Genomic DNA, 26,494 nt, shown 5'->3' on the forward strand with positions numbered 1-26,494 from the left:
TTCATTCCACACCGTGCCAGAGATCGATCGGTCTCTTCACTTGGGGTCGGAACGGAAGCTCTACTTTGTTGCCCGTTCTGGCGGATTCGTAGGCGGCATAGATGATCTCAAGGACAGCCCTACCGTCTTCTCCCGTAACCAAAGGCGTCTTATCTTGGGCGACGCATTCGATGAAGTGCTTAAGCTCCTGAGGATAGCCGTAATTAAACGCTTCCTCGTAGATCGTAAACGTCCAGCCCTTCGTCGTTCCTGCCTTCTCCGCCGCATAGTCGTACCCGTCAACGCTATAGGTCAACGCCGAGTTCCCCATTACCATATCCGCGTAGCTTACGCCTTTCGTACCATGAACCTCGATCTTGTCCTCCATACCGCCATGCTTTGCCCAACTGTCTTCCGCGACGCCCAGCACGCCTCCCTCGAATTCGATGAGGATGACGGCGTTGTCCTCGCCTTTCGTGATCTCGTTGTGAAGCACGGTCTGCATGTGCGCCTTCACGCTCTTCACGCCCGGGTTCCCGCCGAGCATCCAGCGGAACCATTGGATGGCATGGCAACCCATGTCCATGACTACGCCGCCGCCGGACAGATTCATGTCATAGAACCAGGGGCTGTGAGGACCCGAATGCTTCTCTGCCTGCTTAAGCATATAAATGTCGCCTACGGCGCCGTCCTGAACGAGCTGACGAACGCGTTCATACTTCGGTGCGAAGCACAATTCTTCTGCGTACATGAGCTTTACGTTTTTCGCTTTACAAGTTTCGATCATATCGTCCGCTTCTTCAAGCGTAACGCACAGCGGCTTCTCTATGATGACATGCTTGCCGGCATGAGCAGCAGCGATGCAGACCCTATGATGCAGAAAGTTCGGCAGGCAAATGTCGACGACGTCACAGCCCGATTCCGCAAGCATCTGATCGATGTCCGAATAGGCCTGCGGAATACGATGCTTGGCCGCGAATTGCTTGGCTTTATCCAGATCTCTGGCATACACGGCGACGACTTCCGCTTCGGGAACGAAACGTTGATAGCACTCCGCATGGTAATCCGAGATGAACCCGGCTCCGAATATAGCCACTTTTACTTTATTCATACCCCATTGCCTCCCTTAATTTAGGTTGAACGATTCCCTCATTTTACCCTGGTTATGTCTCGCTGGATTAATCTGCGTTATGGAAATCCGATAGATGTTGGATAAGCTGGGCAGGCGTCGGACTTGTGCCGCTCTTCACGTAATAACTGGCCACGGCGTTGCCAACCTCGAGGCTCTCTTCGATGCCAAGTCCGAGCAGTTGCCCCGAGCAGTAGCCCGCGTTGAAGTGGTCGCCGCCGCCAGTAAGGATAACAGGCTTCTCAACGGCATAGCTATCCGCTTGAGAGAATCCCTCGAAGCTCCAAGCGAATGCCCTGTCCTTCAAATGAACGACGAGTTGATCGACGCCCGCGTATTCGTAAAGTTCCCGCGCTACGTTCTCCAAGTCTTGACCGTCCTGTTTAAGCAGCTTGCGGCCCACTGTTACCAACTCGTTCTCGTTCATTCCAAGCCCAACCTTGCAATGACTCTTGAAGGCTTTCATAAGCGAGAAGGCCTGACGAAGATCGCCTACGCTTTTTTTGGAGCAATCCGACAAGTCGATGAAAATCGTCTTCTCCGAAGCGTTCCGGGCGTTCGGGATAATCTCGTCAAGAAAGCCTTTCCAAATCTCAGTGGCATGCTTCGTCTCGCTCCAATTCAACAAGCAAATCAACGGGTTGCAGTCGAACAAGGCAAGGAGCCGTTCCTTCCCGATGCTTTGAACCAATTGACTCCAGTTCATGGAGTCCAGGCAGCTGACATCGGCCAGCATAACCTTCCCGTCCCGGAATTCAATAGCCGTCGATAATCCTGGATCCATTAAGGCAATTACTTCATTGGGCTTTTCGGCCAGTCCCGAGAATTGCGGCCTCACTTCTTGGTTGCCCAAGGCTCCGATGCTCGTAAGCGGGAAGCCAAGCCTCCCCAATGCGAGAGCCATGATCGGCATGTTGCCGCCGAGCTTGTTCGTTTGCTCAACCAGTTCGATCGAGCAGTTCTTGCCGCTCTTCTCAATCAAATATTGCCCAAACTCGCTCATGGTCTCAAAATATCGAGGACGATCCTCCTCGTCACGTTGCCGTACCGCGCGAACGACGCTGTCGATAAAACCGTCAAATCCGAGCATGACCCCGAACTGCTCTGCATTCCGATACTTGAGCGCGATTTGTTCGGTGATTGGCTGCAAGCTTCCTTCAGTCCTCCCTTACCTTAATTGCCGCCTCACTGTCCAGCAATAAATAGCCGTTCGGGTGCTTCCGAACGAGGCTCGCCGGCAATTGTTCATTAATCTCCTCGTTTACGATACGTTCTACGATATCGGCTTTGTGGGAGCCGCTAACCATGAGAACCGCGGTGCCCGACTCGGTGAGATGCTTCAATCCCAGCGTGATGCCTGTCCTGAGCTTCATCGGCTTGGAGAAGTATTTCTGGCCTGCCTGTTGGGTGATATCATCTAAATTCGCAACATGAGCATATGTGTCGAACGAAGTACCCGGTTCGTTGAATCCGATGTGCCCATTCATTCCCGCTCCAACGAGCATCAAGTCAATGCCGCCAAGCGTTTGGATTCGCTCGTTCATGGTCTGACACTCCCCGGCCAAATCCTCCGAGCAAGCATCGAAAAAAAAGATATGATCTTCCGGAATGCTTAGCGGCTCAAACATCTCTTCATACAGTAATCGCTTACAACTGCCTTCGTCCTGACGGCCAAGCCCGGCCCACTCATCCAGTCCGACGAAGCGGCATTTCGACAAGCTGACCTTCCCCCTCTCTCGACATCGCGACCAGCTTCCGGAAGACGCCTACCGGCGTAGCGCCTGCTGCCAGGCATAAAACAGCGTCGGGCTTGTCTGACACGCATTTCGCAATCAACTCGCTTGCTCTCTCCGACAACGTCTCGTAATTAGATTCGATGATCGTTTGCATAGCCATCACCTCCGACGCCAATTTAATTAACTAACTTTATTAATTATAATAGTTTGCCCATAAAGAGCCGTCAACCCCTAACCTAAAGTTACCTCAAAAAAAGAAAATGCGCTGGAAGAGACCTGCAACTAGGGGTGACTAAATAGTATCCACAACGATGACAATCCTCTCATAAATCGTGGAAACCCTGCATTGTTGACTCAGCTTCTCGAAAAGCGTACAATAAATTTAACACCTGGTACTAATACTTGCTATTAAAATATAGGAGGAATGTTCGATGCCGATCCAATCCCGTTCTGCCATTACCGCCATCGGCAGCCACGTACCGCAGCGCAGATTGACCAACGAGGAGTTATCCGCACTAGTCGACACGAACGACGAGTGGATCGTCCGGCGGACGGGCATCCGCGAGCGCCGCATCGCCGCCGACGGCGAATTCACGAGCCACCTCGCGATCGCCGCCGTGCGGGATCTGCTGGACAGGTACCCGACCGCGACCGACGACATCGACGGCGTCCTCGTCGCCACCACGACGCCCGACAATCCGTTTCCCTCCGTCGCTTCGCGCGTGCAGGAAGCGTTCGGCTTCAAGGCCGCGCTGGCGTTCGATTTGAATGCCGCATGCGCGGGATTCGTCTCCGCGCTGCAGACGGCGAACGGATTGATCCTGACCGGCATGTACCGCAAGATCCTCGTCATCGGCGGCGAGACGCTGAGCAAGATCACGGACTATACGGACCGTTCCACCTGCATCCTGTTCGGCGACGGCGCGGGCGCCATACTCGTTGAACGCGTGGAAGATGGCTGCTTCCTGGCGTCGCATGCCGCGACGGACGGCAGCGGCGGCATTCACGTATACGCCTCGGGACTGTCGAGCGAATGGAACGGCCATCCGCTAGCCGGCGACGGACGCATCGTGCAGAACGGACGCGAGGTGTACAAGTGGGCGCTTTCCACCGTGCCCGATGGCGTTCGCAGCCTGCTGCAGGACGGCGGCATCGCCGCGGAGGCGCTCGACTGGCTCGCGCCGCACAGCGCGAACCTTCGCATGATCGAGGCGATCTGCGAACGGCTCGGTATGCCGTACGAGCGCGCGCTGACGAGCGCCGCCGAATTCGGCAATACGTCCGCGGCTTCGATCCCGCTGGCGCTCGACCTCGCCGTGAAGGACGGCCGACTCGCCGCCGGTCAGACAGTCGCGCTGTACGGCTTCGGCAGCGGCCTCACGCAGGCCGGACTGTTGCTCCGCTGGGCGATCTGATCGATATCCGCCGGACGACGAACCTTCCAGCATCCATGAAGCTTGTCCTCGGGCAAGCTTCGTGCCTTTTTCACGCCCCCTTGGTCATCAACTGTTATGTACCGTCTACCGCAGGCATGACGATTCGGGCTTTTCCGCCGACTCCCTCTCGCACGCAAAAGCCGTCCCGCCGAAACGTTCTCGGCCGGACGGCTCCCTGTATCCGAGCATCTCTTATCTGCCTTGCCTACCGGCGGCCGCGGCGCGGCGCTGCGTCAATGCGCGTCGCCCTCCATCCACTTCCGCAGCTCCGACAGCATCTGCGCGTACCCGGGAGGCCGGTAGTCAAAGCCGCTCTTCGTCGGCGCCAGCGTGCGGTCGATCGACGGCTCCGCTTCCGGCACGATACGGACGTCCGTCCGTCCGAACGTTTCGGCGAACAAGCCGAGGAGGTCATGCTTGTTGACGGTTTCGGGCGCCGTGAGATGCACGAGACCGCCAACGTCCGGATGCGCTAACGCCCATACCACCGCTTTGGCGAGCTCGAGCGTCGTTACCCCGTTCCAATGGACGTTGACGTAACCCGGCACGCTGCCCGAGCTGTCGAGGAACCGCTTGAGCAGACCGACCCCATTGCTGCGAAGCTCCGGTCCGATGATGGACGTGCGAAGCGTCAGGTGGGCGGGATCCGCAATCTCTCCAAGCGCCTTGCTGCGCGCGTATACCGTCACGCCGTCCGGCTGCTCTTCTTCCGTATAGCCGCCCCGGTCGCCGAGGAACACGCAGTCCGAGCTGATATGAATCAGTCTGCCGCCTCCTCGCTTGCACAGATGCCGCAACCAATGCGGCAGCAGGCCGTTCACGAGGTAAGCGTCGAGCGGATGGTCCTCGGCCTGCTGTCTCAGCACGCCTACCGCATTGACGATGAGATCCGGCCGCGTCTCGGCGACCAGGTCCGCGACCTGCTCGAAGCGCCGAACGTCCAGCATGCGGACGGATAGCGCCGTCCGGCCGCCGTCGTCCGCGGTCCCCGCCCACTCGGCGTCGCCGCCGCAGGCTTCCCGCACGACCGGGATATCCCCTGCCGTCCGTACCGTGACCGTCACCTCGTGCCCGGTTCGATTCTGCAGGTAAGCCGTTATGACATGCCCCGCCATTCCATTTCCGCCAAGCACCAGCACCCTCATTGGAGAACCCCCTCATGCACCTGCGTGCTCCGGATTTCTTCGTAGTTCGTTTCACGCTTTTCGACTCTGGTCATCACGTCGACACGGCTGAGATGGGATTAGAAGCCGCTTTAGCTTTCCGCCTGCAGCCCTTCATTTCCATTGGTAAAATGTTGCTCTAGCGGTGCCGTGCCCAGATCCAGCAGCTGCGACAGACGAGACACGTACGTGTGGTCCCGCAGCGTCCGGTACAGTCCGCGAAGCGCGATTTGACGGCGCTCATCTTCGTGCGCGAGATAGTAATCCATCTTGTCGGCCAATTCCTGCGCCGAATCGTAGGTGACGATCTCGACGCCCGGCGTATAAAACTGCGCCAGATCCTCGCGGTTGTCGCACATGAGCAGCGTGCCGCAGGCGGCGATCTCGAAGGTACGCGGATTCGGAGAGACCGCCGGAATATTGTAGGTATTGCGGTTAAAGGTCCTGTCGTCGTGCGCCCGGTGGACGTTAATGACGATCTTATGCGCGTTGTATTGCTCCGCGGTCTCAAGCGGCCCCATCCATTTGCCCAGATCGATCCGATCCCGCCATCGCGGATATTCGGACAGCCGATCCCACCAGAGCCCCGACAGCCTGAATCTGCGCCGCGCCATGCGCGGGAGCAGTTCCTCGAACAGTCGGATCCGGTTCCAGTACGCGCTGCCGATGAAGCAGATGTCGCCCCGGATTTCATTTCGAGGATTACGCGGCCTGAAGTCGGCCGTATGCACGCCGAGCGGAAGGTAGTGAACGCGAGCGCAGCCTCGCTGCTCGTAGAACGGCACGCAGTTGCGCTCCAGCGTGAACACGAAGTCGTAGTGCGGCGCCAGTTCCGCTGTCACCTCGGTGTAGTACGGATCGTCCGTGAACCAGATCGCGGTCCTAATGCCCATGGACCGGAGCGTGTCGATCGTGGCGACGGGAAATTCCAGTCCGTCCAGCACGATGGCCAGCGCCGGCATCTCGCGGGAAGCGAAGCCGACGATGTCGTCCTTCGGCGACATGACGGACAGCCGGGATACGAGCTGTTTGAGCGTCTGACCGACCGCTTCGTCCAGCGGGCTATAAGGGAAGCCTTTGCCCGAGGTAATGAAGAGGACGTGCAAATCCCGGATGTATGCAGGCGCGATCGTACGCTGCACGATCGACTCGCATAGGCCGTTCCAATATCCGTGCTGCCATCCCAAGCCGAAGCCGGTAGGGCCGGCCGCGGCACGGTGCCGACGTCTTTTCCGAGTCACTGCGACTGCTTTATTTCTGCGCACTCCGAAGCTCTTAGCCAACCGTTCAGCCCTCCCCTGCGGGCGGTTGCGCAGGATCCGCAAGCCCCATCGTATCGAGCAGTCGCGACACCCGGCCGACGAACGTGTGCTCGGCGCGCGTCCGCCGGTAGCCGCGGGCCGCCACATTCAGCCGCGCCTCTTCGTTGCGCAAATAATAATCGATAATCTCCGTCAACTCGCGCGGATTGGAGAAGGACGCCACCTCATGCCCGACCCGATAGTATTCGGGAAGCTCGGGCCGCAGGTCCGTCAACTGAAGCGTGCCGCAGGATGCGATCTCGAACGTGCGGGGGTTGACGGAGTGTCCTTCCCAGCGGCGCGTGTTTTTGTTGTCGCTGAGCGGCTCTGTCGTTCGATGCATATTGATGACGATCTTGGCGCCGTTGTAGTACTTGACGGTCTCGGGCACCTCGATCCAACCGCTGCGTACGAACTTCGCAAGCTGGCCGTAATGTCTCATCCGTTCCCATTGGCTGCCCGCGAGGATCACTTTTTTTGTCTTTCAGAAAACCCGCGATGCTGTCGAACAGTTCGACGCGGTTCCAGAAGGCGACGCCGATAAAGCAAATATCCGTTCGGTACGCCTCTTCGACGGCCATCGGCTTGAACAGCTCCGGATCGGCAGCGAGAGGCAGGTGATACGCCTGCGCGCATCCCAGCTCCGCGTATCGCTGCACGCAGCTACGCTCGTGCGTGAACACATAGTCGTAGCTGGGCGCGATCTCGGCCGAGTCGCCCGATACGTACGGATCGTCCACGAACCAGATCGCCGTCTTGATGCCAAGCCGCCGGATGCCCTCGACCTGCTCCCGCTGATTCGCGGGAAACGTATGAAGTCCGTTCATGACCAACACCGCGTCGGGCTGATACGTCTCCGCGTACGCCAGCATCTCCGCCTGCGGCGCGACGATCAGATGCGTCGTCTCGCCGAGCGCGGCTTCGACGCCCCGATCGATCGCGTCGAAGCCCTGGGGCACGTACATGACGCGCCAGGGCCTGCGACTCGCGGCGGGCGGCGGCGTGTCGTCCGCGATCCGGCGGCAGGCGCCCAGTCTCCAGCCTTCCAGCCAACCTTGCCTTCGTTCGGCCGCGAAGTTAGGACCGGACCGCATCCGTCTTTGAATACGGCGCAAACCGGACCGCATGGGTCTGCGAATGCGTCTTGCTTTGTGTCCGCGCATGTACGGCATGTTCATCACCCGGATACAATATATGCGCCTTTCTCGGACAGGACGTGGACGCATATCCATCCGCAAGCGCCAATTCGGGGCGATCGGCCCCGGACATGTCGCCTGGTTGGCGGGACGATCGTCCGTGCGCAAGCAAAAACAGCCCCGAAAAGGCGTTATTCCTTTCCGAAGCTGTTTTTCACTGTTTTTTATTGAACGCGATGTACGTCCGCGAAGCCTTCAACCGTATCCGCGACGCGGATGACGACGGTCGATTTCTTAACAACGCCGTTCGTGTACGTCGCCGTAAATACGAATGAGTAGTCGCCTTCGGGAAGCTCTTTCAACGGTCCCCCGTACTGCTCGCTGCCGAGCTCGCCCTTCCATGAATCGGGATTGCTTGGCAGAACGGCTTGCAGAGCGGCCTTCAGCCGCGGTCCCGCCTCGGCCGTGACCGTCGCGGCCTTCGTGTTCGAAGCGCCGGTGTCCGTCGTCGCCGCTGCCAGCACGAACAGCTCGCCCGCCCAGAACCAATGGGCCGGCCGTTCCTTGCCCGGATGCGCGGCGTTGTAGCGCTGGCGGTTGTCCTCCCATGCCTCCGTATGGAGCACCCGTCCGGTCACGCCGAGCGGGCCGACCGCGATCGTCTTGGCGACCGATACCGCCGGCGCCTTGCCATCGCTGACCGTCAGGCGCACCTTCCAGTTGCCCGGCGTATCCGCGACGAACGTCGGTCCTGCGCCGCCATACGGCGGCATCTTCTGCTCGCTCACGGTGCGCTTCGCGCCAGCCGGCGACTCGATCTCATAGACGGCGTCCAGGCGGTCGCCGTCCGGATCCGACATCGTCGGCAGCAGTTTGACCGTATCGCCTTCCCAGACGGGGGACGGCGTCCAAGCCAGATCCGCCGTCGGCGGCTTGTTCGTCACGATCCGAAAGTAATGCGGCGCGCTCCAATTCGACCAATCCGTGCCGTCCGAGACGCGCACGTACGCGTAATAGGTCGTATTGTCCGCGAAGTCCGCAGTCGGCGTCCATGAAAGATTTGATCCTCCGATCGCCCCGGAATCCCTGTAAAACGAGCCGTCGGACTTGTAAAAGTGCAGCTGGTACTGCGTCTCCGGGTCGCCGTCCCCGTCGCTGTACGTCCACTTCATCGTCGGCCGCTGCGTGTCGTACATCGTCGGCGCGGCTGCGCTCGTGCTGGCAGGCTCCGTAATGTCGGCGACCGGCTTGCGGTTCACGATCGATACGTTATGCGATACTTCCGCGTAAAGACCGAAGCTGTTGATGACGACTTGACGGACTTGGAAAACGCCAAGCGTACTGAATTCCTTCGTCCAGCTCGTCCGGGCGTCGCTCTGCAGCGACTCCGGTCCGCCCGTCGTCAGACTTTTAATATAGTAAGCATGCTCCACGTTCTCCCGCGCCCCATCCTGCGGATCGCTTGCCGTCGAATTGATCGTTACGGCCGTAAACCGGTACTGCGTCGTCGGCGCGATCGTAAAGCCCGGATTCGGCGGCAGCGGCGTGGACCCGCCGGCCACGATCGTCTGCGTGGCCCACTCCGACCAGGCGTTGTACTCGTCGCGGACGGATAGCTCGATAATGTAAGTGCCGCCATACAGCTTGGCCGGCTTCAATTCAATATAGGTCGAGCTGCCAGCCGCGCGGTACCGGTAGCGATACTCCAGAACGCCGCGCGTCGCTTGGTAGTTGATCCCGGTGTTCTCCGTCGAGTACGAACCGTTCGCCGGGTTGTAACGATCCGGATCGTAGGAAGCATCGATATAACCGATCGTGCCGTTCGAGTTCCAGGTCGCCGTGAAATCCGCAATCGGCCGGCGATGCACCCGGATCTTGCCCGTCACTGCGTTCGACTCCTGGCGATAGGCGTTGAACGCATGGTCCGGATAACGGTGCGATGGATGCGGATCGTCCTTGGTCTTATACGTGAATGTATAATCTCCGGCGAACGGGAAACTCGTAACCGGCGAGCTCAAGGTCTGGCCATTGAACGCCGCGGTTCCCTGCGGCTGCAGCAGCGTGTTCGGGTTGTGCGCGTACACCCACGAACTGCCGGTGGTCAGCTGCGGATCGCTCTCCTCGTCGCTGTAAGACAGCGTGTAATTTACCTGCTGGCCGACGAGCGCGATGCCTTCGATCCTGCCGTACCCGGCCGGCGTCGTTTCGATCGACGAAGCCAAGAACGAAACGTTACCCTGCCCCCGATTGACGATCCCGAATTTGCCGTCCAACCAGGCTGATTCATTAATCGTAGTTTGGTAAACCCGATTCACGTAAACGTCGAACGCATTTACGCCCGGCACGATTTTGATGTCGTACACCTGGTTCGCGACCATCGGGTACCCCTTATTCCAGACGACGGTCGCGGTTCCGTTCACCGTCTTCTTCACGCGCAGCTCGTTTTCTTCGAACTCGACGCTGTAGTAGTTCCGATCGTCGCGGATCCGGTAGGCGATGCCGGCGCCCTTTCCGTCGGGTGCTGCTGCTTTAAGACTCGCCTTAAGTGTCTTATCTGCAGCTACTTGCTGGCCTGTGATCAGATCAGGCGTAGCCTCGCCGACGTCGATAATCTTAGGCTTCGTTGCGGTTCCGTTTGAAGTCAGCGTGTAAAGGTAAAACGGATCATAGTCGCCGCCGCCTTTCGATACGATAAGAAAGCTTTGGTCACCTCGTGGAGAGAAGGTCACCATACGGCTTTTACCGACTAGAATTTGCCCGACCGTACCGCTTGTGATGAGGTTTAGATCCGTATCGTAGGAGGCATACGAAACGGTTGCGTAGTTATCAAGGTAGTTCTCTGTGTCCAGGTGATAACCAAAGAAGTTAAGCGTGCCGTCTGCGCCAACGATCATTTGCGTAAAGTAATTTTGATACCCGCCGCCATTTGGCGAAACCCACGGGAAAAGCACTAACTGTTTAATGAAATTACCAGAGGCGTCGAGAACATTAACCGCAACTTTGGGATCCGGATAGCCGACCGTTGTGTTCTCGTAGAGACGCTGTTTATTGTCCATGCCGAGGAAATTGATGATGCTATTTAAATCTAGTGCCGGTGAATACGTAAAAGAGGAGCTACCCAAATTGAATTTTCCGATCTTTACCGTATTCGTCCATCCCCTCTTGCGCCTGTACCAACGTATACAAATTGCTCGCATTGTCGGAACCCAAGTAATATCGGTAGCTCGGGTACCACACACCTGCACCTGGGTTGTGGGATCCTATAATGCCTTGATCAGACGTTCGCATCATATAGCTGGTGCCGCTGTTGTTGTCTGTAGCCATCATGACGCCGTATTTCTGAGACACGCCGTCAACATAGGGATATTGCAGCTGCCCGGCGTCCTCCCCCCGAGGCATTGAATTTAAAACTGCCGTAAATAAAACCATTCGGAATTTGAAGCAAATTCGTATATCCGCCGACATACGCCGCGAGCGTATCGTTTCTGAACAACTCTTGGCCCGTATCCCGATTAAAACCGATGACCATACTGCGCCCAATACCGCTCTCGCCAACGGCTACGACCGTGCTGCCATATGACAATAATTGAAAAGGATACCCGTTAAAAATATCCCGCTTCCAAACGAGCTGCATCGATTTGGTATACGCCGAAATGGATCCCATCGCACCGATATACGTGTACTTGTCGTCATCGAGCGGCACGATAATCGGATTATCCGGAAAATAAATCCTTGTGAGCGTAGGCGAGCTCTGTATACCTGTGAATGCCGACATGCGAGGAACGCCGTCAATCCCGAACGAAGTCGACAATATCGTGCTGTTGTACGTTCCATAATAAGGCCGTGTATTGTTGGTCAGCGGCGTTCGGGACTTGGACGTCAGGATCCCGCCTGTGTCGATCTTCCAGTTCGACTTGTCTCCGATAGCACCTCTATTGATGTTGTAGAACCGGCCATTGTTGTACAATTCGGTCATAAGCATGGCGGATGATTCTGGCGGATCCGAAACGTCGGATTCGGTTTTGACGTCTGCGATCGGGGCGATGTTCACTACGTTCAGCGTGCGCTCTGATTCCGGCTGGCCATTCGTATTTCCGCATAGGCCGTAATCCTCGCAGACCGTCTCCTGGAATACATACTTGCCGATGCGACTCGGCGTGAACGTGAAACTGTCAGCGTCGCCGTTCCCGTTCACCACGGTCTGCCAAGCATCGTTGGAAAAGCCGTCGTTATTCGCATCGTATTTCATTTCAATCTTGCGCGAAGCGAGGTTGTCGTAGTCCGGGCTGTAAGCTTGGCTTTGAATCGTGGCTGTGCCAAGACGCGTGCTCTGCTCCGGAACGGTCAGCGTGTCGATCGGCGGATCGTCAGGAATGACGTTCAGCAGATGCGACGTTACGTCCGACCAGCGGTTTTCCTCGTCCTTTACCTTCAGCGTGATCGTCTCAGTGCCTGGCGTCATGTACTTGGTCTGTACGTTCGTCCAGACATAATTCACAATCTTCAGGCCGATAGGACTGTACGACATCAGACCGTCGAACTCGCTTGGCAGCGGTCGGCCCGCCTTAACGGATGACGGACCGCGGATGACGGCCACGGGCTTGGAATCCACGACGTTCAGCGTCGCGTAAGCCGTGTATGTCGCGCCCTTCAAGTCCTTGACGGTCAGGGCCACTTTGTGCGAGCCGATGCCGGATGCCGTGATATTCGTGTAGCTGTTCAGCTTCAGATTGTCCCCGAATTCGTCCGGGACGGACTTCAGCCAATCCGTGCTCGACGCGAAGTCCCAGTAATCCACGTCCACCCAATCATCTGGATAATCTGGGTCGTTAAAGTCCGTAATAATAAGATCCACCTTCGTTCCCACCGGGATAATGCCGGTAGGTGTCGTCGTCCCTGCCTTCACCCAAGCGATCTTCGCGGTCGGCGGTCGGTTCTCGCCAGGCGGCGGCGTCGATGTCGGCGTCGGGGTCGGTCCACCGCCGCCAAGATTGGGGTCCATTAGGTAAAGCTCCTTCGGACCGATCCAATCGCTGCCGCAGCTCGTGTTGATCTGCATGTACACGTCGTGCGATGCGCCGGCGAGCATGACGTAGGGGTACTTGGCGAGCGTGTATGTATCGTCTGTTGTTTTGCTTGTTATGGCGTTGCCGGTATAAACTTGACCGTTTCGCTCGATTCGAAATTTGATCGATTGAAAGGTGCAACTGCCGGTCGTTTCGATATCCTTCGGGCCGAGCTTGAAGGTGTCTCCGTATGTAAGTGTGCTGTCTGGAAGAATGTCGAAGTCGCCGTCGAATCCTGGTTTCGTTTTTGGTACATAGTTGATCGTGATGCTACCTTTATAAGCGTAGGTTGTGCCTTTCCATTTCGTGTCGAAGACATATTTCCATTGTCTTTGCTCCGCAAGACCTGAACCAGTGCTAGTTCTTGTATAATCTATTCCTGCCACGTCGGTGTTGTCGTTCAGTGACCGTCTTCCAACCAAGGTCCCAGTACCGCATTCTGCTCCTTTACCAAATTTTATTAGAGATAGACCTTTACTGGTGGGTTTTGCTCCGGTAATTTCGACACTACACTTGTCAATTGAGACCCAAGGTATTGTTTGCCCAGTCGATAATTCCAAACTTTGCACGGTTGGGACATTTTCGGAATAACTCACAGCTTCCCCGTTGGAATAACGCAGATGATTTATGCTACCAGAAGTTCCTCCAAGATAAGTGACGGAAGAGGGGATGAGACCAGGACACGATGAGATTGTGCCTGCCATGCATCCTGTTCCGGCTTGAGGTGCCCACTCAATTTTAGTTATTTCTTTTGTGTCTGGATTTGTAGCGCCGGCCCTCCAGCGCTTTCCGTCAGATGTTCGGTCCGCCGTGAAGGCGGGGTTTGAAATGCCGCTTCCTTCTAGTGGGATGGCTTTACCGGGCTTATCCGTTACTTGGATATACCCGTCCTTTACCGACGGGTCTGTGCCGTTAACTGTCTGCGACGTCCCGTTAATAGTTAAGTTATAGCTCGCCACCGTACGCCCTGCATATGTTGGTACTTTGAATGATGTCGTCGGGGTGGCCAAATATACTGTATCACTAATTATTTGATTAGCTGCTGCTCCAAACTTTAAGGTCAATGTTTGAGAGTCAGTGGAGGCTGCATCAGAAGAAAGGGGTTGTAATGACCAAATGCTAGTAATTGTGCAGATGAGGAGGATATGCGATAGGAGTTTTTTCATAATAAACCTTACTCCTTGTTGTCAAAAGTTCCAAACTTCAGCTTATATCCATTAGCTGTTATGAACATTGGAACTTTTCTCTCAGCATACTTTTCGATTACTGATTTATCGATCACCATCATATACCAACCGCTCGCTATTGCGACTTTATCGAGCCACATACCTGGCACAATAGGGAAATCCTTCTGATTATCACGATCAAAAGCAAAATAGTAACCCCAGTCTCCGTTGGGAATAACGCTATCGGTATGAAAAGTGTAGATGTTGTGCCCTTGGTTCTTAGGGTTTTTAATTGTGATGTACATAGCAACTACATATGTATCGCCTGTTACCGACTTGTTGGCAGGGTAGCTGACAATATTTTTAAATTTGCTCTTGAGGGGGGGCTTTTGGATCATCCATATCTACGATAATCATTTTATCAAGGCTCGCATCGACCTTAGCATTGATATCTAATTTGTAAGGTAATGCAACTGGTTTTGTACCCCAAACTTCCTCCAAATTCGTTCCTTTATAGATTATTGCTGCGTTCTGAACTGCATTTTTGTCTGGCATCAGCTTGCCCCCCGACCGAACCGTCGCGAGACGCTCGATAACCGCCACGGCTTCTGCCCGCGTCGTCGTGCCCTTCTCGTTTAACGTCCCGTCAGCAATGCCCCCCGATCAGCCCGGCCGAAGCCGATTTGTACAGCGCTTCGCCGTCCGTCAGTTTCTTCCCTCGGACCGCGTCATCGGTGCCGCGAACGAGCAGCTTAGACATTTCCGTGCGGTTCATCTGGCCGTCCCAGGCTGCGCCCAGGTCGCTGTCCTGCAGAAGCGCAGCAGCCTTCAGTGACGAAACGTAAGGTACATACCACTTCGTGCCTGCAACTGAAGGCTTCACGGGCAGATGCAGCGAATCCGCGACCATCTTTACGAATTCGGCGCGCGTAACTTCTTTGTTCGGCTTAAACGTGCCGTCCGGGTAGCCCTTCACGTAGCCTTTGGCGACTGCCGCCTCGATCGCTTGCTTCGCCCAATGGCTGCCAATATCGTTCAATGGAGCCGCGCCGTTAGATGCTAGCACTGCCGAGACTCGGCTCGCCGTCGAAGCGCCATAGACGTCAGCCGAGTGCAGAAGCATTGCCGTCAACATGACTGAAATAAATACGAGCCGCGAGACGCGCCCCTTTTTCTTCATCCATTCGAATTGCCCTATCATTACAAATCCCCCCGCTTCTAATAGATTCATCATTTGTGGAAAAATAAATAGTTGTCATTAAGCATCTATTTCTACATGAAGTTCACACGTATCACACGAATCGCACAGGATAGCGAAGCACCGCGTGACATAAACAGGCATAAAAAAGGAAGCACGAGAGACGTCTGACTTCGTCTGCGGGTGCTTCCTCGCATTTGGATATCCTATTTTTGGATAGTATATAATCAATCGGCAATTTTCGTCAATAGTTCATTTTGTGCAACTTCCACAGTTCGTATGCCGACGGTCTCCCGCGCATCAAACCTGCTTATCGTAAGCAAGCTGGTGGCCGTCTTCGAAGCCTTTGGCGAAACCGGCGTTGTACCCTTCGTTGTACGCCTGATTGAAGCTGGCGCTCGGGTTCGTCGTCCTCTGCCTATGGCTTCTTACGCGGCCGATCCGTCGCTTGCCTACGGCTGCCGCGCGCTTTTTCAGGCCGGGCTTCCGCCTGGCCGCTACGCTTTTCCTCCGCAGCGAATGCGTTCCCCGCCCCGGCTTCGCCCGGCTCGTTCTACGCAGCGCATGCACCGTGATCCTCTCCATCGCCGCTCCCCCCTTCACTCAACGATTGGCTCCTGCTTGCGACTGTCGTCATTCGTTTTCGGCCATCCCGACTCGTATGGCTGTTGCGCCCACTGCCTCAGCCGCCCCGCCGGACTCTCCTGCCCGCCATGCCTTCCGCCCCAGTGCCGCCGCCTCCGCGCGCGCCAATGATCTTCAGGCGCACAGCCGCAGCCTTTTTCAACCAAGGGCCAACCGGCCTCCCCTGCTTAGGCGGCATCCAGGACACGCCCGCCACGCTCCTCGCCATCTCGGCTTGCAGCCCCGTCAGCACCCGCACATGCTCGCGGAGCGAAGAAGCGGACGGCACGCCCGCCGCGCTGATGTCAGCCGCGCTCTCCAGCATGCGCGCCATCGCTTCCTGACTCCTCGCGATCGCCTTCAGCATGGCGAGCTTCGCTTCCCACTCCGCGTTCAGCCGGCTCATCCGTCCGAATCGCCGCCTCCCAAGCCGTCCAGCAGTCCCGACAGACCGCTTTCCTCTTGGTCGCCGCCTGGCTCGAGGATCGTTTTCATGCTGCGGTTCATGCCCTGGCACAGCTTGGTCAGACCCTCGATCAGTTCCACGTTCTGTTCGTGAATCTTCAGGGAGGTAGACAGGTTCGACGCATGGTCCGGGATCGAGTCCGTTGTGACGTGCATGCACAACCAGTTGCGAACCTTCTCCGCCTCGAAGGCCTTCGCTTCCAGGATCATCGCCATGTTCCACTGCATTTTGGCAATCGCGTTCAATGTATTATAATAGGCTTCCTCTCTCGTCATCGCCGTTCTCCTCCCTGCGAAGTCCGCTTGTTATTCTTCGTCGGGAATGTCCGCCGCCTTCACGATCTGCTTGAGACTGTCCGCCAGCGCGTCGTGCATATCGGCCAGTCCGACCACGTAGGCAATGATGCTCTTGGTGACGTCAGCCGAGCCTCCCAGCAGTCCGTCCAGCCCGTTTAAATCGGGATGCATATCCGGTAAAGCCGTGATCATCTGCGACATCCGGACCGCGACCTGACGCTTGGCGTCCATAATGCGCGCCATATGCTGGTGGGAATGGGATAGGTGAACCGCCACTTCGGTCAAAAAATTTTGCATGGTTCCGCCTCCCCCGCCTCCGCTTATTGCGATCGTGTACGTGCCGTTCGGCGCGATTCATGCCTTCATTATCTTATGCGGCGCTTGCCCGTTTGCCACACGAAGTCCGTTTGCCTCCTGGGAAATCGAAGTCAAGGCGGCATGGTAAAAAGCCGCTCGCCTTCTTCAATCGGTCAAATCGAAGAAGCGAGCCGGATCGGCTCGCCTTGTGTTCCGTTTGCTCGTCACAATGCCTGGAGCAGCTTCGGCAGCGCGATAATCGGGGCGCCCGGCGCCATCCCGCCAGCGCGGCTTCCGACACTTCCGCCATCGGCTTGAGATGGAGGTTCCAGCTCTTAAGCGCGACGGTCCCGAGCACGCGCCTCGCCGTATCGCCCTCAAGATGATAGGCGGTCCCATCGGGCAGAAGCGCAACGGCGCACGCCCTTCCTTCGACCGGTTCAACGCCGGCGCCGCGCCAGCGGGAGGCCGCTGCATCCGCTTCGATCGGGTCCCCGACGGGCCATCGGCGCAGATCGATGCGCGAGAGCTTGACGGCCTCGAACGGCAGCACGCCGATCACGAGCCTGCGCATGCCGCCTTCCACCCAATAGACGTCGGCATCTGCCGCGCGGACGGCAACCCCGCTCAGGGAACAGCTCGCTTAGCCCTAACGAACCGGCATTCCCATCCTCCGCGATCGCCGAAGCGACTGTGCCCGCCCACTGCTGCCAGCCCCGCCATTTGTCGATGTAGTAGCGCTCGTTCGCCGCGTGAACGCGAAGGAAATCGTCGCCCAACGCCCGGATGCTGACGCTTCCGAAGTGATGGATAAACGTGTCGCCCGCGATCACGAGACGCTGGCCGAGCAGCCGAACGCGAGTGTCCCAGTCGTCGTCCTCGAAGTTGCCGAACTCGAAGCCTTCGTCCAGATAGCCGATCCTGAGAAAGGTTTCCCGACGCATCAGCACGCAGAAGCCGACGAGCCGATCCGTCTCCTGCCAGCGGCCCGGGTCGTGGCGGTTGAATCCCGATGCGAACGACTGCATATCGTGAACGTTCGTGTAAGGCACCCGAATCTGCTGTTCCCCGCCGATGTAGTTCGTCACCGGACCCACCGCGCCGATGCCCGGATCGCTGTCGAGACAGGCGAGCAGGTTAGCCAGCCAGTTCTTGGTGACGAGCGTATCGTTGTTCAGCAGCATCAACGTCCGTCCCTTGGCCATCATGAGCCCGATATTGCAGGCGCCCGCAAAACCCCGATTACGCTCCAGCACCCGATACCGCACGGTCCCGCCAAGCCTCGCCAAATACTCGGCCGTCCCGTCGGTGGAACCGTTGTCGATGACGATGATCTCGTAGGCGGGCTGCGTGTGCCTCACGATGCTGTTGATGCACTTTCCAAGCAGCTCCCGCTGGTTGAAGGTGGGGATGATGATGCTCGTGCCTTCGAAAAGCGTGTCGAAGCTCGAAATTCCCGCCTGCACGCCTTCTCGATATCCGTTGCCGTAGCCGTCCTGGTAACGGGGCACGGCCCTTACGCGCGCAGCCCGTGGCCGGGATCGCGGCCGGACGGCGCGTCTGCCTCTGCGGTTTGCTCGATTTTTGGCCATCCGCGTCTGCCTCCTTTCTTGAAGAGTCGTCCCGACGCTATTCGACCGCAGGCACTGCCGCCCCGCCCAGTCTGTCCGCCATGTGACCGAAGTCGAACGCGGCCTTGCCCGTTCGCTCGGCCAGCCCGACGCAGATCGGGACCGCCGCGATGCCTGCCGACACGAGCGCCAGATCGAACGGCAAGGCGGCCGCCCGCTCCACGGCGCCGGCATAATCCGACATACCGTCAACTGGCGCGACAGTGTGGACGACTTCGAGACCGGCGGCGCGCAGCGCGCGGGCCAGCGCCTCGGCTTTGTTGCCCACGATCGCGATCCGCTTGCCGGCGGCGAGCCGCATCAGATGGCCCGACTCATGCAGCGCGTAATTGATCATTGAGCTCGTGAGGCGCAGCGATTCGGGCGGCACCCCATTGCGCCTGAGCGCCTCGAACAGCAGCGGCTGGTAGTTCGGTTTGCGCGACAGCGGCACGCCGACGACCGTCGCCCTGCGAATGGCAGCCGCGAGTTCGTCTCTGGCTGCGCCATCCGGCGCGTCAACCCCTGCATACGACAGAAATGGGCTTTCCCGCGCGATCTCCGCCGCCGGCTTCAGCCTATCCTGCGCCAGCGTGAGCAGCTCGCCGTCTCCCAGCCTTACGACGCTGTACGGCCGGCCAGCCGCCAGCGCGGCCTCAAGCTCGGCGCACAGCTCCTCTGGCCCGAGCAGCCGGATGCTGCGCGCCAGCACGTGAGGTATTCCGGCTGCGATCACTTCCGCAACCGAGATGTCCGGCACGATACAGTCGCCAGGCAAGGCGGCTTCGAGCAGGCGCTCTCCGCCGTCGTACAGCCCCTCGAGGTATCCTTCGTCGTAGCCGGGAGCTAACCGTTGCTGCGCTTCGCTCGCGACACGGGGGTTCGGCCTCGGCCTTCGGTGCCGCAGCCGCCCCTTGCGGCCGGAGAGGCCGACAGCGCGCTTGCCTCCCTGCCTGCCCCTGCGCGAGGCCGCTCTGGGACGTTTCAAAGCCGCTCCGCCGCGACCGCGGGCGATCCTTTTCACGGCAATACGCCCTTCAGCTTCCCGCTCGCTTCCTCGAGCGATTCGAAGGTTCCCGCGTCGTTCCACCAGCCCGACAGCTCGCGGAACGTCAGCTTTCCCGCATGGGCGTAGGCATTGTTCACGTCCGTGATCTCCAGCTCCCCGCGCTGCGAAGGCTTGATCCCGTCGATGATGTCGAACACGTCGGCATGATACATATATAGGCCGGTCACGCAGTAAGTGGAAGCGGGATGCTCCGGCTTTTCTTCGATGTGGAGAATCTTGCCCCCTGCCTCATCCATCTCGGGAACGCCGTATCGGTGCGGATCGTTCACCGGATAGAGAAGAACCATCGCGCCGTCAGCTTGGCGTTGGAAGTCGTCGAAGTAAGGCGCGACCGACTCCGAGAACAAATTGTCCCCGAGCAGCACCGCGAACTTCTCGCCGGGATGCAGCATCGGGCGCGCCAGCTCCAGCGCCTGCGCAATGCCGCCCGCTTCTTCCTGGACCCGGTAAACGATCGAGACGCCCCAGTCCCGGCCGCTGCCCAGCACTTCGACGAAGTCGCCGAGCGAGCTGCGCCCCGTCACGAGCACGATATCCCTGACGCCGGCTTCGCGAAGCCTCGCGATGCCATAGCAGATCATCGGATACCTGCCGACGGGCAGCAAATGCTTGTTCGTCCAGTACGTGAGCGGCTTCAACCGCGTTCCTGAGCCGCCTGCCAATATTACGGCTTTCAAAGCCACCCCTCCTTCAGAATAAGGCGATCGAATCCAGACTCCATTTCTCGGCAAACGCCAGCCGGTCGAGCGCGATTGGCCCGCGCACTGGCATCGGATCTCATCCGTTCAGTCTCGCGCGCAGGTCGTAATCCGCGAACGCCCAGCCCCGCTGCGGAACTGGGATCCGGCATCCCGATCTCCTTCATCTCCTGCCTGCGCGTCGCTAGGCAAGCTCCGCCGCTGTATGCTCCAAGGGGCACATCCCGTTGAAAGCATCCTGGCGAACCCGGAAGTACTGCCATCAAACCCGGATATCCGTTTCCGACGAACGTCCCGCCGCGTCGACAATGGTGTCTGCCTTTCGCTCGGCATGCTGCCGCACCGCTTGGATGCAAGCTCGAGCCGTACGGGACGGTCAAAGCTAGGTATGACGGCCGTCGTCCGTACCCTGGCCTCCCCCTCCGATCGCCTGACGATTGCGCTTTTGATCAGGAAAGCCGAGTCTCGCCCCCCGTACCGACAAACATTCCCGCCAAGCGGCCGTATAGGCGCTTACGGCGGATGCCGGCTCTTCCCGCTCTCCCGAGAAAGGAACGCCGTCGCAACCCGACACGCGCAGTCCAGATACGAGCGCGGCCGCCTGAGCTCTCGCAGGATTCCCGAGCGCTTCCGTCCCGATCGCGTCGATCGCGCGCCGCGACAAGACGAAGGGTACGCCGCCGATGGCGTCCGCGCGCAAATCCGGCCTACCAAGAGAAACATTGAGAAATTCCCGCAGCCAGGAAGCGCCTCCCCCTGCGGTCGAACGCTCCCTCTTGCGTCGTTCTGTCGCACAGCACGGCGTCCGTACCGGCATCCGCCCGAACGAGCATCGCCCCAAGCAGCCTCGCAGGGCAAGGCTTCGCGCCGTCCGCGAACAGCACCGAGTCCGCGCCGGTCAGTTTGGCGCCGGCAGCGCGAGCTGCATGCGGGCTCTTGTATCCGTCTGGCGAATGAAACACGACGACTCGGGGATGGGATAGCAATGTCTTAAGCATCGGCTCGGCGTTCGCTCCGAGCACGACGACGATCTCCCGGAGCGGCAGCCGTTCGAGCTCTGCCAGCACCGCCTGCAGGCTCGCTGTACTTCCGTCTGCATACAGGACGGCGGAAGCCGAACCCTGCAGCGGCAGCAGCTCGTCATGCATCTGCATGCCGCTGCCTTGGCGGATGCCGGCTGCATATGCCGCTCCATACCGGTACAGCCGTAAACGATCCGCGCTTCCTGCAGCCGCCTGTCGGCTTACTTTATCAGCCCATGCGCGCTGCGCATAGTCGCTCAACGCCCTGACCGTCCCTGCAGGGTGCGCCGAACGCCATGCAGCGCCGTCTACCGCGCCTTCGCGCCGCCAGTACTCGGCGGCCTTGCCCGTCGCCTTCGTAGCGGCGGCGACTCTTCTATCGTTAGATCCGCGCATGGCGACTCTCCGTCGATCGACTCTTTTTCGCACAATCTTTGCGCCTTTCAAAGCGTTTCTTCTCCTCATGCGCCCTCTCCCCTGCGCGCGCCGATGCCTTGCGGCGGCCGCCCGGCAGCTCCGTCGCCCATCAGCCACCAGCCGATCGCCTCGAGATGGTCGCCGATGATCAGCGGCTCCAGCGAACCGGTCCGCTCGCGTTTCGTCCGCGGCCGGTTTATCGCGCCCACGTCGATATGACGCACCCGACGGACGTTCAAGCCGGCATGCAGCGCCTTCGTCATCGCGAGCGGCGGCACCGCCAGCGCATCCGCGCCGATCGCAGTTAACGCGCGGCGGCTGATCGCATGGGGTACCGCGGTCATGGACGCCCCCTCAAGATCAGGTCTGCCGAGCAGCGCGTTCAGTGCATGCTTCGCCAGAACGACATTGTGGACGACAGGCCGCTTGCGCGGGCCCGAATAGTCATTCAGGGCAATATCCGTCCCCCGCTCGATCGCGTTCGTAAACGCGCGCAACCGGGCGGCGGGAATGATCATATCGGCGTCAATGAACAACAGCGTGTCGCCCGACGCCTCTCTTGCGCCGACGGCCCGGCCGACATCGTGGCCGAGAGGGCTGTCGAACACGAGCACGCGCGCGCCGCTCGTCTTGGCGATGGCCAGAGAGCCGTCGGTAGAGCCGTTCAGCACAGCGATGACTTCGGTGCGCGGATGAATGCGGTATGCCTCCCGGATGACGCGCGCCAGCGTCCGCTTCTCGTTCATCACCGGGATGATGACCGAGACCGCGGGCGGCCGCCGCGCTTCGTCTCCGCGAGCGCCTGTCCGGCTCATTTGCGCGCGATCAACCGTTGCCGTGCGCTTCGCAGCCGCCCGCATCGCCCTTCCTGGCGCCCTGCCTCGAAGAGCGGGTCGAGACCGCTTCCGGCGGACAGGCGGCCGGCGGCGCTCGAGACTTGCGGATCTGTCGCTACCGGTCCGGTGCTTCATCGAATCCCCTCCCTGTCAGGCAGCAGTGTACAGGACATCATATGTGCAACGTGTCCATATGCAACGGCACTTGTACGAGAGATTTGAGCCCGTACAACTGCATCTCATGTGAAAAAGGGTAAGGCGACGAAAAGCCCCCGCCGCCTTGTAGACGGGACGAGGGCTTGCGAGTCGTGACGTATCAGTTGGATTTGAGGCCGACGGCCATCCATTGGATCCGGCCGTTCGGGGCGGGCGTAAGACGCGTGCGGCAAACGTCGAATGTCGCTTTTTCCGGCGATTTTTCCTTCAAGGTGCAGACGCAGCCGGGATGATCGGCCATCGCGAAGACGACATAAGCGTCGTCCGCATACGGAGCATCGAACGAGACGGACACTTCGATCCGGTCCTCGATGCCGCCGAACGCATAGTCGACATGACCGAACGTCAGGCCGACGCCGGGAACGGCCGACGCGACTGCAAGCATCGGAGCCGCCGGCGGTTCCGGCTGGATAGGCTCTTGCGCGAGCCGCAGCTTCGTCGTCCGAAGCGCGCCGCTCAGATCCGTCAACAAGCCGCCAACCTCTGGCGCGAGTTTGTCGAACGTCACGGCGCCGGCTGCCAGATGATCGCTATTCACGCTCTCGTCTTGCAGTTTTCCGCTGCCGACGGACCTGTCGGCCAACTGCTCGAAGCCTACGGCTCCGGGCGCGAGCTTGCTAGAATCGACGCTCCATTCGCCCAACGCCTCCCGCTCGACGCTGCCCTCACTGAAGGTGATAAGCCAGAATCGCGCCTTGGCGGATGTGACCCGCGTCCACGCTGCCTTCAGCCAGCTTGCCGCCGTCGACGGACCGCTCCTCGATATGAACGGAGCCGACGCTCGCGGCTGCCAGCTTGTCGAAGGTAACGGCGCTGTTTTCAAGCTGGTTCGTTCCAACCGCGAAAAACGCGAGCGCAGACGTCTTGACGCTGCCTTCAGCCAGCTTGTCGGCCGTCACGCTGCCATCGGCCAGAGCAAAGGCGCTCAAGCTGCCTGCTGCGAGTTTCGCCGGCGTCACGCTTCCGTCCGCTATCGCGGACGTGTCGACGCTGCCTGCCGCCAGCTTGCTCGTCGTAACAGCGCCGTCGGCCAGCTTCGACTCGCTTACGCTGTCATCTGCCAGAGCAGCCGAGCCCACGCTGCCTTCGGCCAGCTTGCTCGTCGTCACGACGCCGTCGGCCAGCTTCGCTTCGTTCACGCAACCGTCGGCTAGAACCGTCGTGTCAACGCTACCTTCGGCCAGCTTGCTTGACGTCACGGCGCCGTCGGCCAGCTTCGCTTCGTTCACGCTGCCGTCCGCCAGAGCCGCCGTGTCCACGCTGCCTTCGGTCAGCTTGCTTGACGTCACGGCGCCGTCGGCCAGCTTCGCTTCGTTCACGCTGCCGTCAGCCAGAGCCGCCGTGTCCACGCTGCCTGTCGCCAGCTTACTCACCGTCACGACGCCGTCGGCCAGCTTCGCCTCGTTCACGCTGCCGTCAGCCAGAGCCGCCGTGTCCACGCTGCCTGCCGACAGCTTGCTTGACGTCACGACGCCGTCGGCCAGCTTCGCCTCGTTCACGCTGCCGTCAGCCAGAGCCGCCGTGTCCACGCTGCCTGCCGCCAGCTTGCTCGTCGTCACGACGCCGTCGGCCAGCTTCGCTTCGTTCACGCTGCCGTCCGCCAGCTTCGCCTCATTTACGCTGCCATCTACAAGCTTGCTCGTCGATACGACGCCATCTGCCAACTTCGACTCGCTTACGCTGCCGTCGGCCAATTTGGTTTCGCTCACGCTGCCGTCAGCCAGAGCCGCCGTATCCACGCTGCCTTCGGTCAGCTTGCTTGACGTCACGGCGCCGTCGGCCAGCTTCGACCCGCTTACGCTGCCGTCGGCCAGCTTCGCCTCATTTACGCTGCCATCTACAAGCTTGCTCGTCGATACGACGCCATCTGCCAACTTCGACTCGCTTACGCTGCCGTCGGCCAATTTGGTTTCGCTCACGCTGCCGTCCGCCAGAGCCGCCGTATCCACGCTGCCTTCGGTCAGCTTGCTTGACGTCACGGCGCCGTCGGCCAGCTTCGACTCGCTTACGACGCCGTCGGCCAGCTTCGCTTCGTTCACGCTGCCGTCGGCCAGAGCCGCCGTATCCACGCTGCCTTCGACTAGCTTGCTCCTCGTTACGGCGCCATCGGCCAACTTCGACGCACTTATGCTTCCGTCGGCCAATTTGGCTTCGCTCACGCTGCTGTCCGCCAGAGCCGCCGTGTTTACGCTGCCCTCGGCCAGCTTGCTCTTCGTTACGACACCGTCAGCCAGCTTCGACTCGCTCACGCTGCCTTCGGCCAATTTGTTCGTCGTCACGACACCCTCGGCCAGTTTCGATGCGCTCACACTGCCGTCTATAAGAGCTGCCGAATCCACGCTACCTATCGCCAGCTTACTCGCCGTCACGACGCCGTCGGCCAGCTTAGCCTCGCTTACGCTACCGTCGGTCAAGGCCGCCGAATCCACGCTGCCTTCGGCCAGCTTGCTCGCCGTTACTGCGCCGTCGGCCAGCTTCGACGCGCTTACGCTGTCATCAGCCAGCTTTGACTCGTTCACGCTACCATCGACCAGAGCTGCAGAGTCCACACTGCCTTCTGCCAATTTGCTACTCGTAACGATGCCGTCGGCCAGCTTACTCGTCGTTACAGAACCATCTGCCAACTTGGCTTCGCTCACGCTGTCGTCCGCCAGCGCCGCCGTGTCTACGCTTCCCTCGGCCAGCTTGCTCGTCGTTACGACGCCGTCGGCCAGCTTCGCCTCGTTCACGCTGCCGTCGGCCAGCTTCGTCGCGTTTACGCTACCCGCTGCCAGCTTGCTCGCGATCACGCAGCCGTCGGCCAAAGATGCGGTTTCCACGCTCCATGCGGCCAATTTCCCGGCGGTGACGCTGCCAGCCGCCAGTTTCGCGGCATCCACGCTGCCAATGGCAATTTTGCTGGAGGTAACGCTGCCCTCAGCCAATGCAATTGAACCAACGCTGTCCGCAACTAGCTTGCTTGCGTCCACGGAACCTGGCGCCAGCGCCGCCGTATCCACGCTGCCCGGCGCGAGCTTGCTTGCCGTCACGCTGCCCTCAGACAACGCGGAGGTACCTACGCTCCCTGCCGCCAGCTTGCTTGCAGCGACGCTTCCGTCCGCCAAAGCCGCCGTGTCCACGCTGTCTGCGGCTAGCTTGCCGAACGTCACGCTTCCCTTGGCAAGCGCAGATGAACCGACGCTCCCTGCCGCCAGTTTGCCGGATGTCACGCTATCTTTGGCCAGCGCCGCGGATTCGACGCTGCCCGCAGCAAGCTTGCCGGCCGTGACACTGCCCTCGGCCAGTGCCGAGGATCCCACGCTGCCATCCGCGAGCTTGCTCGACGTAACCGATCCGTTTTGCAACTGGTCGCCCCCAACTGCGTTCGCCTGCAAGCGATCCGCGCCGATCGGCGCGCCTGCTTCCGCGATCGCAGCGAGCAAGATCGGATCGAGCTGGCCCGGACCGACGACGCCAGATGCCAGATGACCGCGGCCGACGGCGCCGTTCGCGATGCTCGACGACGTGATGCTCGCGTCTGCGAGCTTGTCGCTCGTGACCGCGCCGTCCGCTAGCTTATCTTCGTTCACGATGCCGTCCGCGAGCTTCTCCGACGTAACCGAGCCTGCCGCCAGCTTTTCTGCCGTCACGGCG

General features: G+C 59.5%; 24 protein-coding genes and 1 pseudogene. 1 reads left to right on the forward strand and 24 read right to left on the reverse strand.

Going from position 1 to position 26,494, the window contains the following annotated elements:
• Position 1: 1 nt before the first annotated feature.
• From OMP38_RS06660 to OMP38_RS06670, 3 genes are all read right to left on the reverse strand, one after another.
• Complete coding sequence (locus OMP38_RS06660; protein WP_277564388.1) at positions 2–1,090, reverse strand: Gfo/Idh/MocA family protein; 1,089 nt, start codon at positions 1,088–1,090, stop codon at positions 2–4.
• Positions 1,091–1,157: 67 nt separating this feature from the next.
• Entirely contained in the window at positions 1,158–2,258 is a 1,101-nt protein-coding gene (locus OMP38_RS06665; protein ID WP_277564389.1) for a PfkB family carbohydrate kinase, read from the reverse strand.
• Positions 2,259–2,265: 7 nt separating this feature from the next.
• On the reverse strand, positions 2,266–2,826 hold the full coding sequence (locus OMP38_RS06670) for a 6-phosphogluconolactonase (protein WP_277564390.1): 561 nt from the start codon (positions 2,824–2,826) through the stop codon (positions 2,266–2,268).
• A gap of 449 nt (positions 2,827–3,275) precedes the next feature.
• Here OMP38_RS06670 and OMP38_RS06675 point away from each other — a divergent pair, with 449 nt between their 5' ends.
• Entirely contained in the window at positions 3,276–4,259 is a 984-nt protein-coding gene (locus OMP38_RS06675; protein WP_277564391.1) for a ketoacyl-ACP synthase III, read from the forward strand.
• Between the two features lie 254 nt (positions 4,260–4,513).
• On the opposite strand, the gene OMP38_RS06680 is transcribed toward OMP38_RS06675, so the two are convergent.
• The 21 genes and pseudogenes from OMP38_RS06680 to OMP38_RS06780 all read right to left on the reverse strand — a co-directional run bounded on the left by OMP38_RS06680 (position 4,514) and on the right by OMP38_RS06780 (position 26,490).
• Positions 4,514–5,425 (reverse strand): dTDP-4-dehydrorhamnose reductase family protein, encoded by a 912-nt coding sequence (locus OMP38_RS06680; RefSeq protein ID WP_277564392.1) that lies wholly within the window; start codon positions 5,423–5,425, stop codon positions 4,514–4,516.
• A gap of 110 nt (positions 5,426–5,535) precedes the next feature.
• A complete protein-coding gene (locus OMP38_RS06685; protein WP_277564393.1) occupies positions 5,536–6,726 on the reverse strand; it encodes a CgeB family protein in 1,191 nt (396 codons plus the stop codon).
• 4 nt (positions 6,727–6,730) lie between these two features.
• Positions 6,731–7,186 (reverse strand): glycosyltransferase family protein, encoded by a 456-nt coding sequence (locus OMP38_RS35630; RefSeq protein ID WP_420869594.1) that lies wholly within the window; start codon positions 7,184–7,186, stop codon positions 6,731–6,733.
• 151 nt (positions 7,187–7,337) lie between these two features.
• Positions 7,338–7,976 (reverse strand): annotated as a pseudogene (locus OMP38_RS35635) (CgeB family protein); the annotation flags it as partial.
• Positions 7,977–8,104: 128 nt separating this feature from the next.
• A complete protein-coding gene (locus OMP38_RS06700; RefSeq protein WP_277564395.1) occupies positions 8,105–10,774 on the reverse strand; it encodes a glycoside hydrolase family 78 protein in 2,670 nt (889 codons plus the stop codon).
• 458 nt (positions 10,775–11,232) lie between these two features.
• The gene (locus OMP38_RS06705) at positions 11,233–14,112 is read right to left on the reverse strand and encodes a hypothetical protein (RefSeq protein WP_277564396.1); all 2,880 of its coding nucleotides are present in this window, start codon (positions 14,110–14,112) and stop codon (positions 11,233–11,235) included.
• An 8-nt stretch (positions 14,113–14,120) separates the two neighbouring features.
• Entirely contained in the window at positions 14,121–14,510 is a 390-nt protein-coding gene (locus OMP38_RS06710) for a hypothetical protein (RefSeq protein ID WP_277564397.1), read from the reverse strand.
• Positions 14,476–14,715 (reverse strand): hypothetical protein, encoded by a 240-nt coding sequence (locus OMP38_RS06715; RefSeq protein WP_277564398.1) that lies wholly within the window; start codon positions 14,713–14,715, stop codon positions 14,476–14,478. The genes OMP38_RS06710 and OMP38_RS06715 overlap by 35 nt, the downstream gene beginning before the upstream one ends.
• A gap of 43 nt (positions 14,716–14,758) precedes the next feature.
• A complete protein-coding gene (locus OMP38_RS06720; RefSeq protein WP_277564399.1) occupies positions 14,759–15,313 on the reverse strand; it encodes an S-layer homology domain-containing protein in 555 nt (184 codons plus the stop codon).
• 297 nt (positions 15,314–15,610) lie between these two features.
• Positions 15,611–15,895, reverse strand: coding sequence for a hypothetical protein (locus OMP38_RS06725; protein WP_277564400.1), 285 nt, complete (start codon positions 15,893–15,895; stop codon positions 15,611–15,613).
• 97 nt (positions 15,896–15,992) lie between these two features.
• Positions 15,993–16,340, reverse strand: coding sequence for a hypothetical protein (locus OMP38_RS06730; protein WP_277564401.1), 348 nt, complete (start codon positions 16,338–16,340; stop codon positions 15,993–15,995).
• Complete coding sequence (locus tag OMP38_RS06735) at positions 16,337–16,675, reverse strand: alpha-helical endospore appendage domain-containing protein (protein WP_277564402.1); 339 nt, start codon at positions 16,673–16,675, stop codon at positions 16,337–16,339. The genes OMP38_RS06730 and OMP38_RS06735 overlap by 4 nt, the downstream gene beginning before the upstream one ends.
• 30 nt (positions 16,676–16,705) lie before the next feature.
• Positions 16,706–16,993 carry a nucleoside-diphosphate sugar epimerase gene (locus OMP38_RS06740; protein WP_277564403.1) on the reverse strand — a complete coding sequence of 96 codons (288 nt, stop codon included), beginning with the start codon at positions 16,991–16,993 and terminating at the stop codon, positions 16,706–16,708.
• 440 nt (positions 16,994–17,433) lie between these two features.
• Positions 17,434–18,585, reverse strand: coding sequence for a glycosyltransferase family 2 protein (locus OMP38_RS06745; RefSeq protein WP_277564404.1), 1,152 nt, complete (start codon positions 18,583–18,585; stop codon positions 17,434–17,436).
• Positions 18,586–18,622: 37 nt separating this feature from the next.
• Positions 18,623–19,591, reverse strand: coding sequence for a GT-D fold domain-containing protein (locus tag OMP38_RS06750; RefSeq protein ID WP_277564405.1), 969 nt, complete (start codon positions 19,589–19,591; stop codon positions 18,623–18,625).
• Between the two features lie 32 nt (positions 19,592–19,623).
• Positions 19,624–20,349, reverse strand: a complete 726-nt coding sequence (locus OMP38_RS06755; RefSeq protein ID WP_277564406.1) for a sugar phosphate nucleotidyltransferase — start codon at positions 20,347–20,349, stop codon at positions 19,624–19,626.
• A gap of 403 nt (positions 20,350–20,752) precedes the next feature.
• Complete coding sequence (locus OMP38_RS06760; protein WP_277564407.1) at positions 20,753–21,070, reverse strand: hypothetical protein; 318 nt, start codon at positions 21,068–21,070, stop codon at positions 20,753–20,755.
• A gap of 7 nt (positions 21,071–21,077) precedes the next feature.
• Entirely contained in the window at positions 21,078–21,788 is a 711-nt protein-coding gene (locus OMP38_RS06765) for a hypothetical protein (protein ID WP_277564408.1), read from the reverse strand.
• Positions 21,789–21,853: 65 nt separating this feature from the next.
• Positions 21,854–22,669 (reverse strand): glycosyltransferase family 2 protein, encoded by an 816-nt coding sequence (locus OMP38_RS06770; protein WP_277564409.1) that lies wholly within the window; start codon positions 22,667–22,669, stop codon positions 21,854–21,856.
• Between the two features lie 292 nt (positions 22,670–22,961).
• The gene (locus tag OMP38_RS06775) at positions 22,962–23,504 is read right to left on the reverse strand and encodes a WIAG-tail domain (RefSeq protein ID WP_277564410.1); all 543 of its coding nucleotides are present in this window, start codon (positions 23,502–23,504) and stop codon (positions 22,962–22,964) included.
• A gap of 22 nt (positions 23,505–23,526) precedes the next feature.
• Positions 23,527–26,490 carry a beta strand repeat-containing protein gene (locus OMP38_RS06780; RefSeq protein ID WP_277564411.1) on the reverse strand — a complete coding sequence of 988 codons (2,964 nt, stop codon included), beginning with the start codon at positions 26,488–26,490 and terminating at the stop codon, positions 23,527–23,529.
• Positions 26,491–26,494: the final 4 nt, after the last annotated feature.

Source organism: Cohnella ginsengisoli (genome assembly GCF_029525555.1).
Classification (GTDB): domain Bacteria; phylum Bacillota; class Bacilli; order Paenibacillales; family Paenibacillaceae; genus Cohnella; species Cohnella ginsengisoli.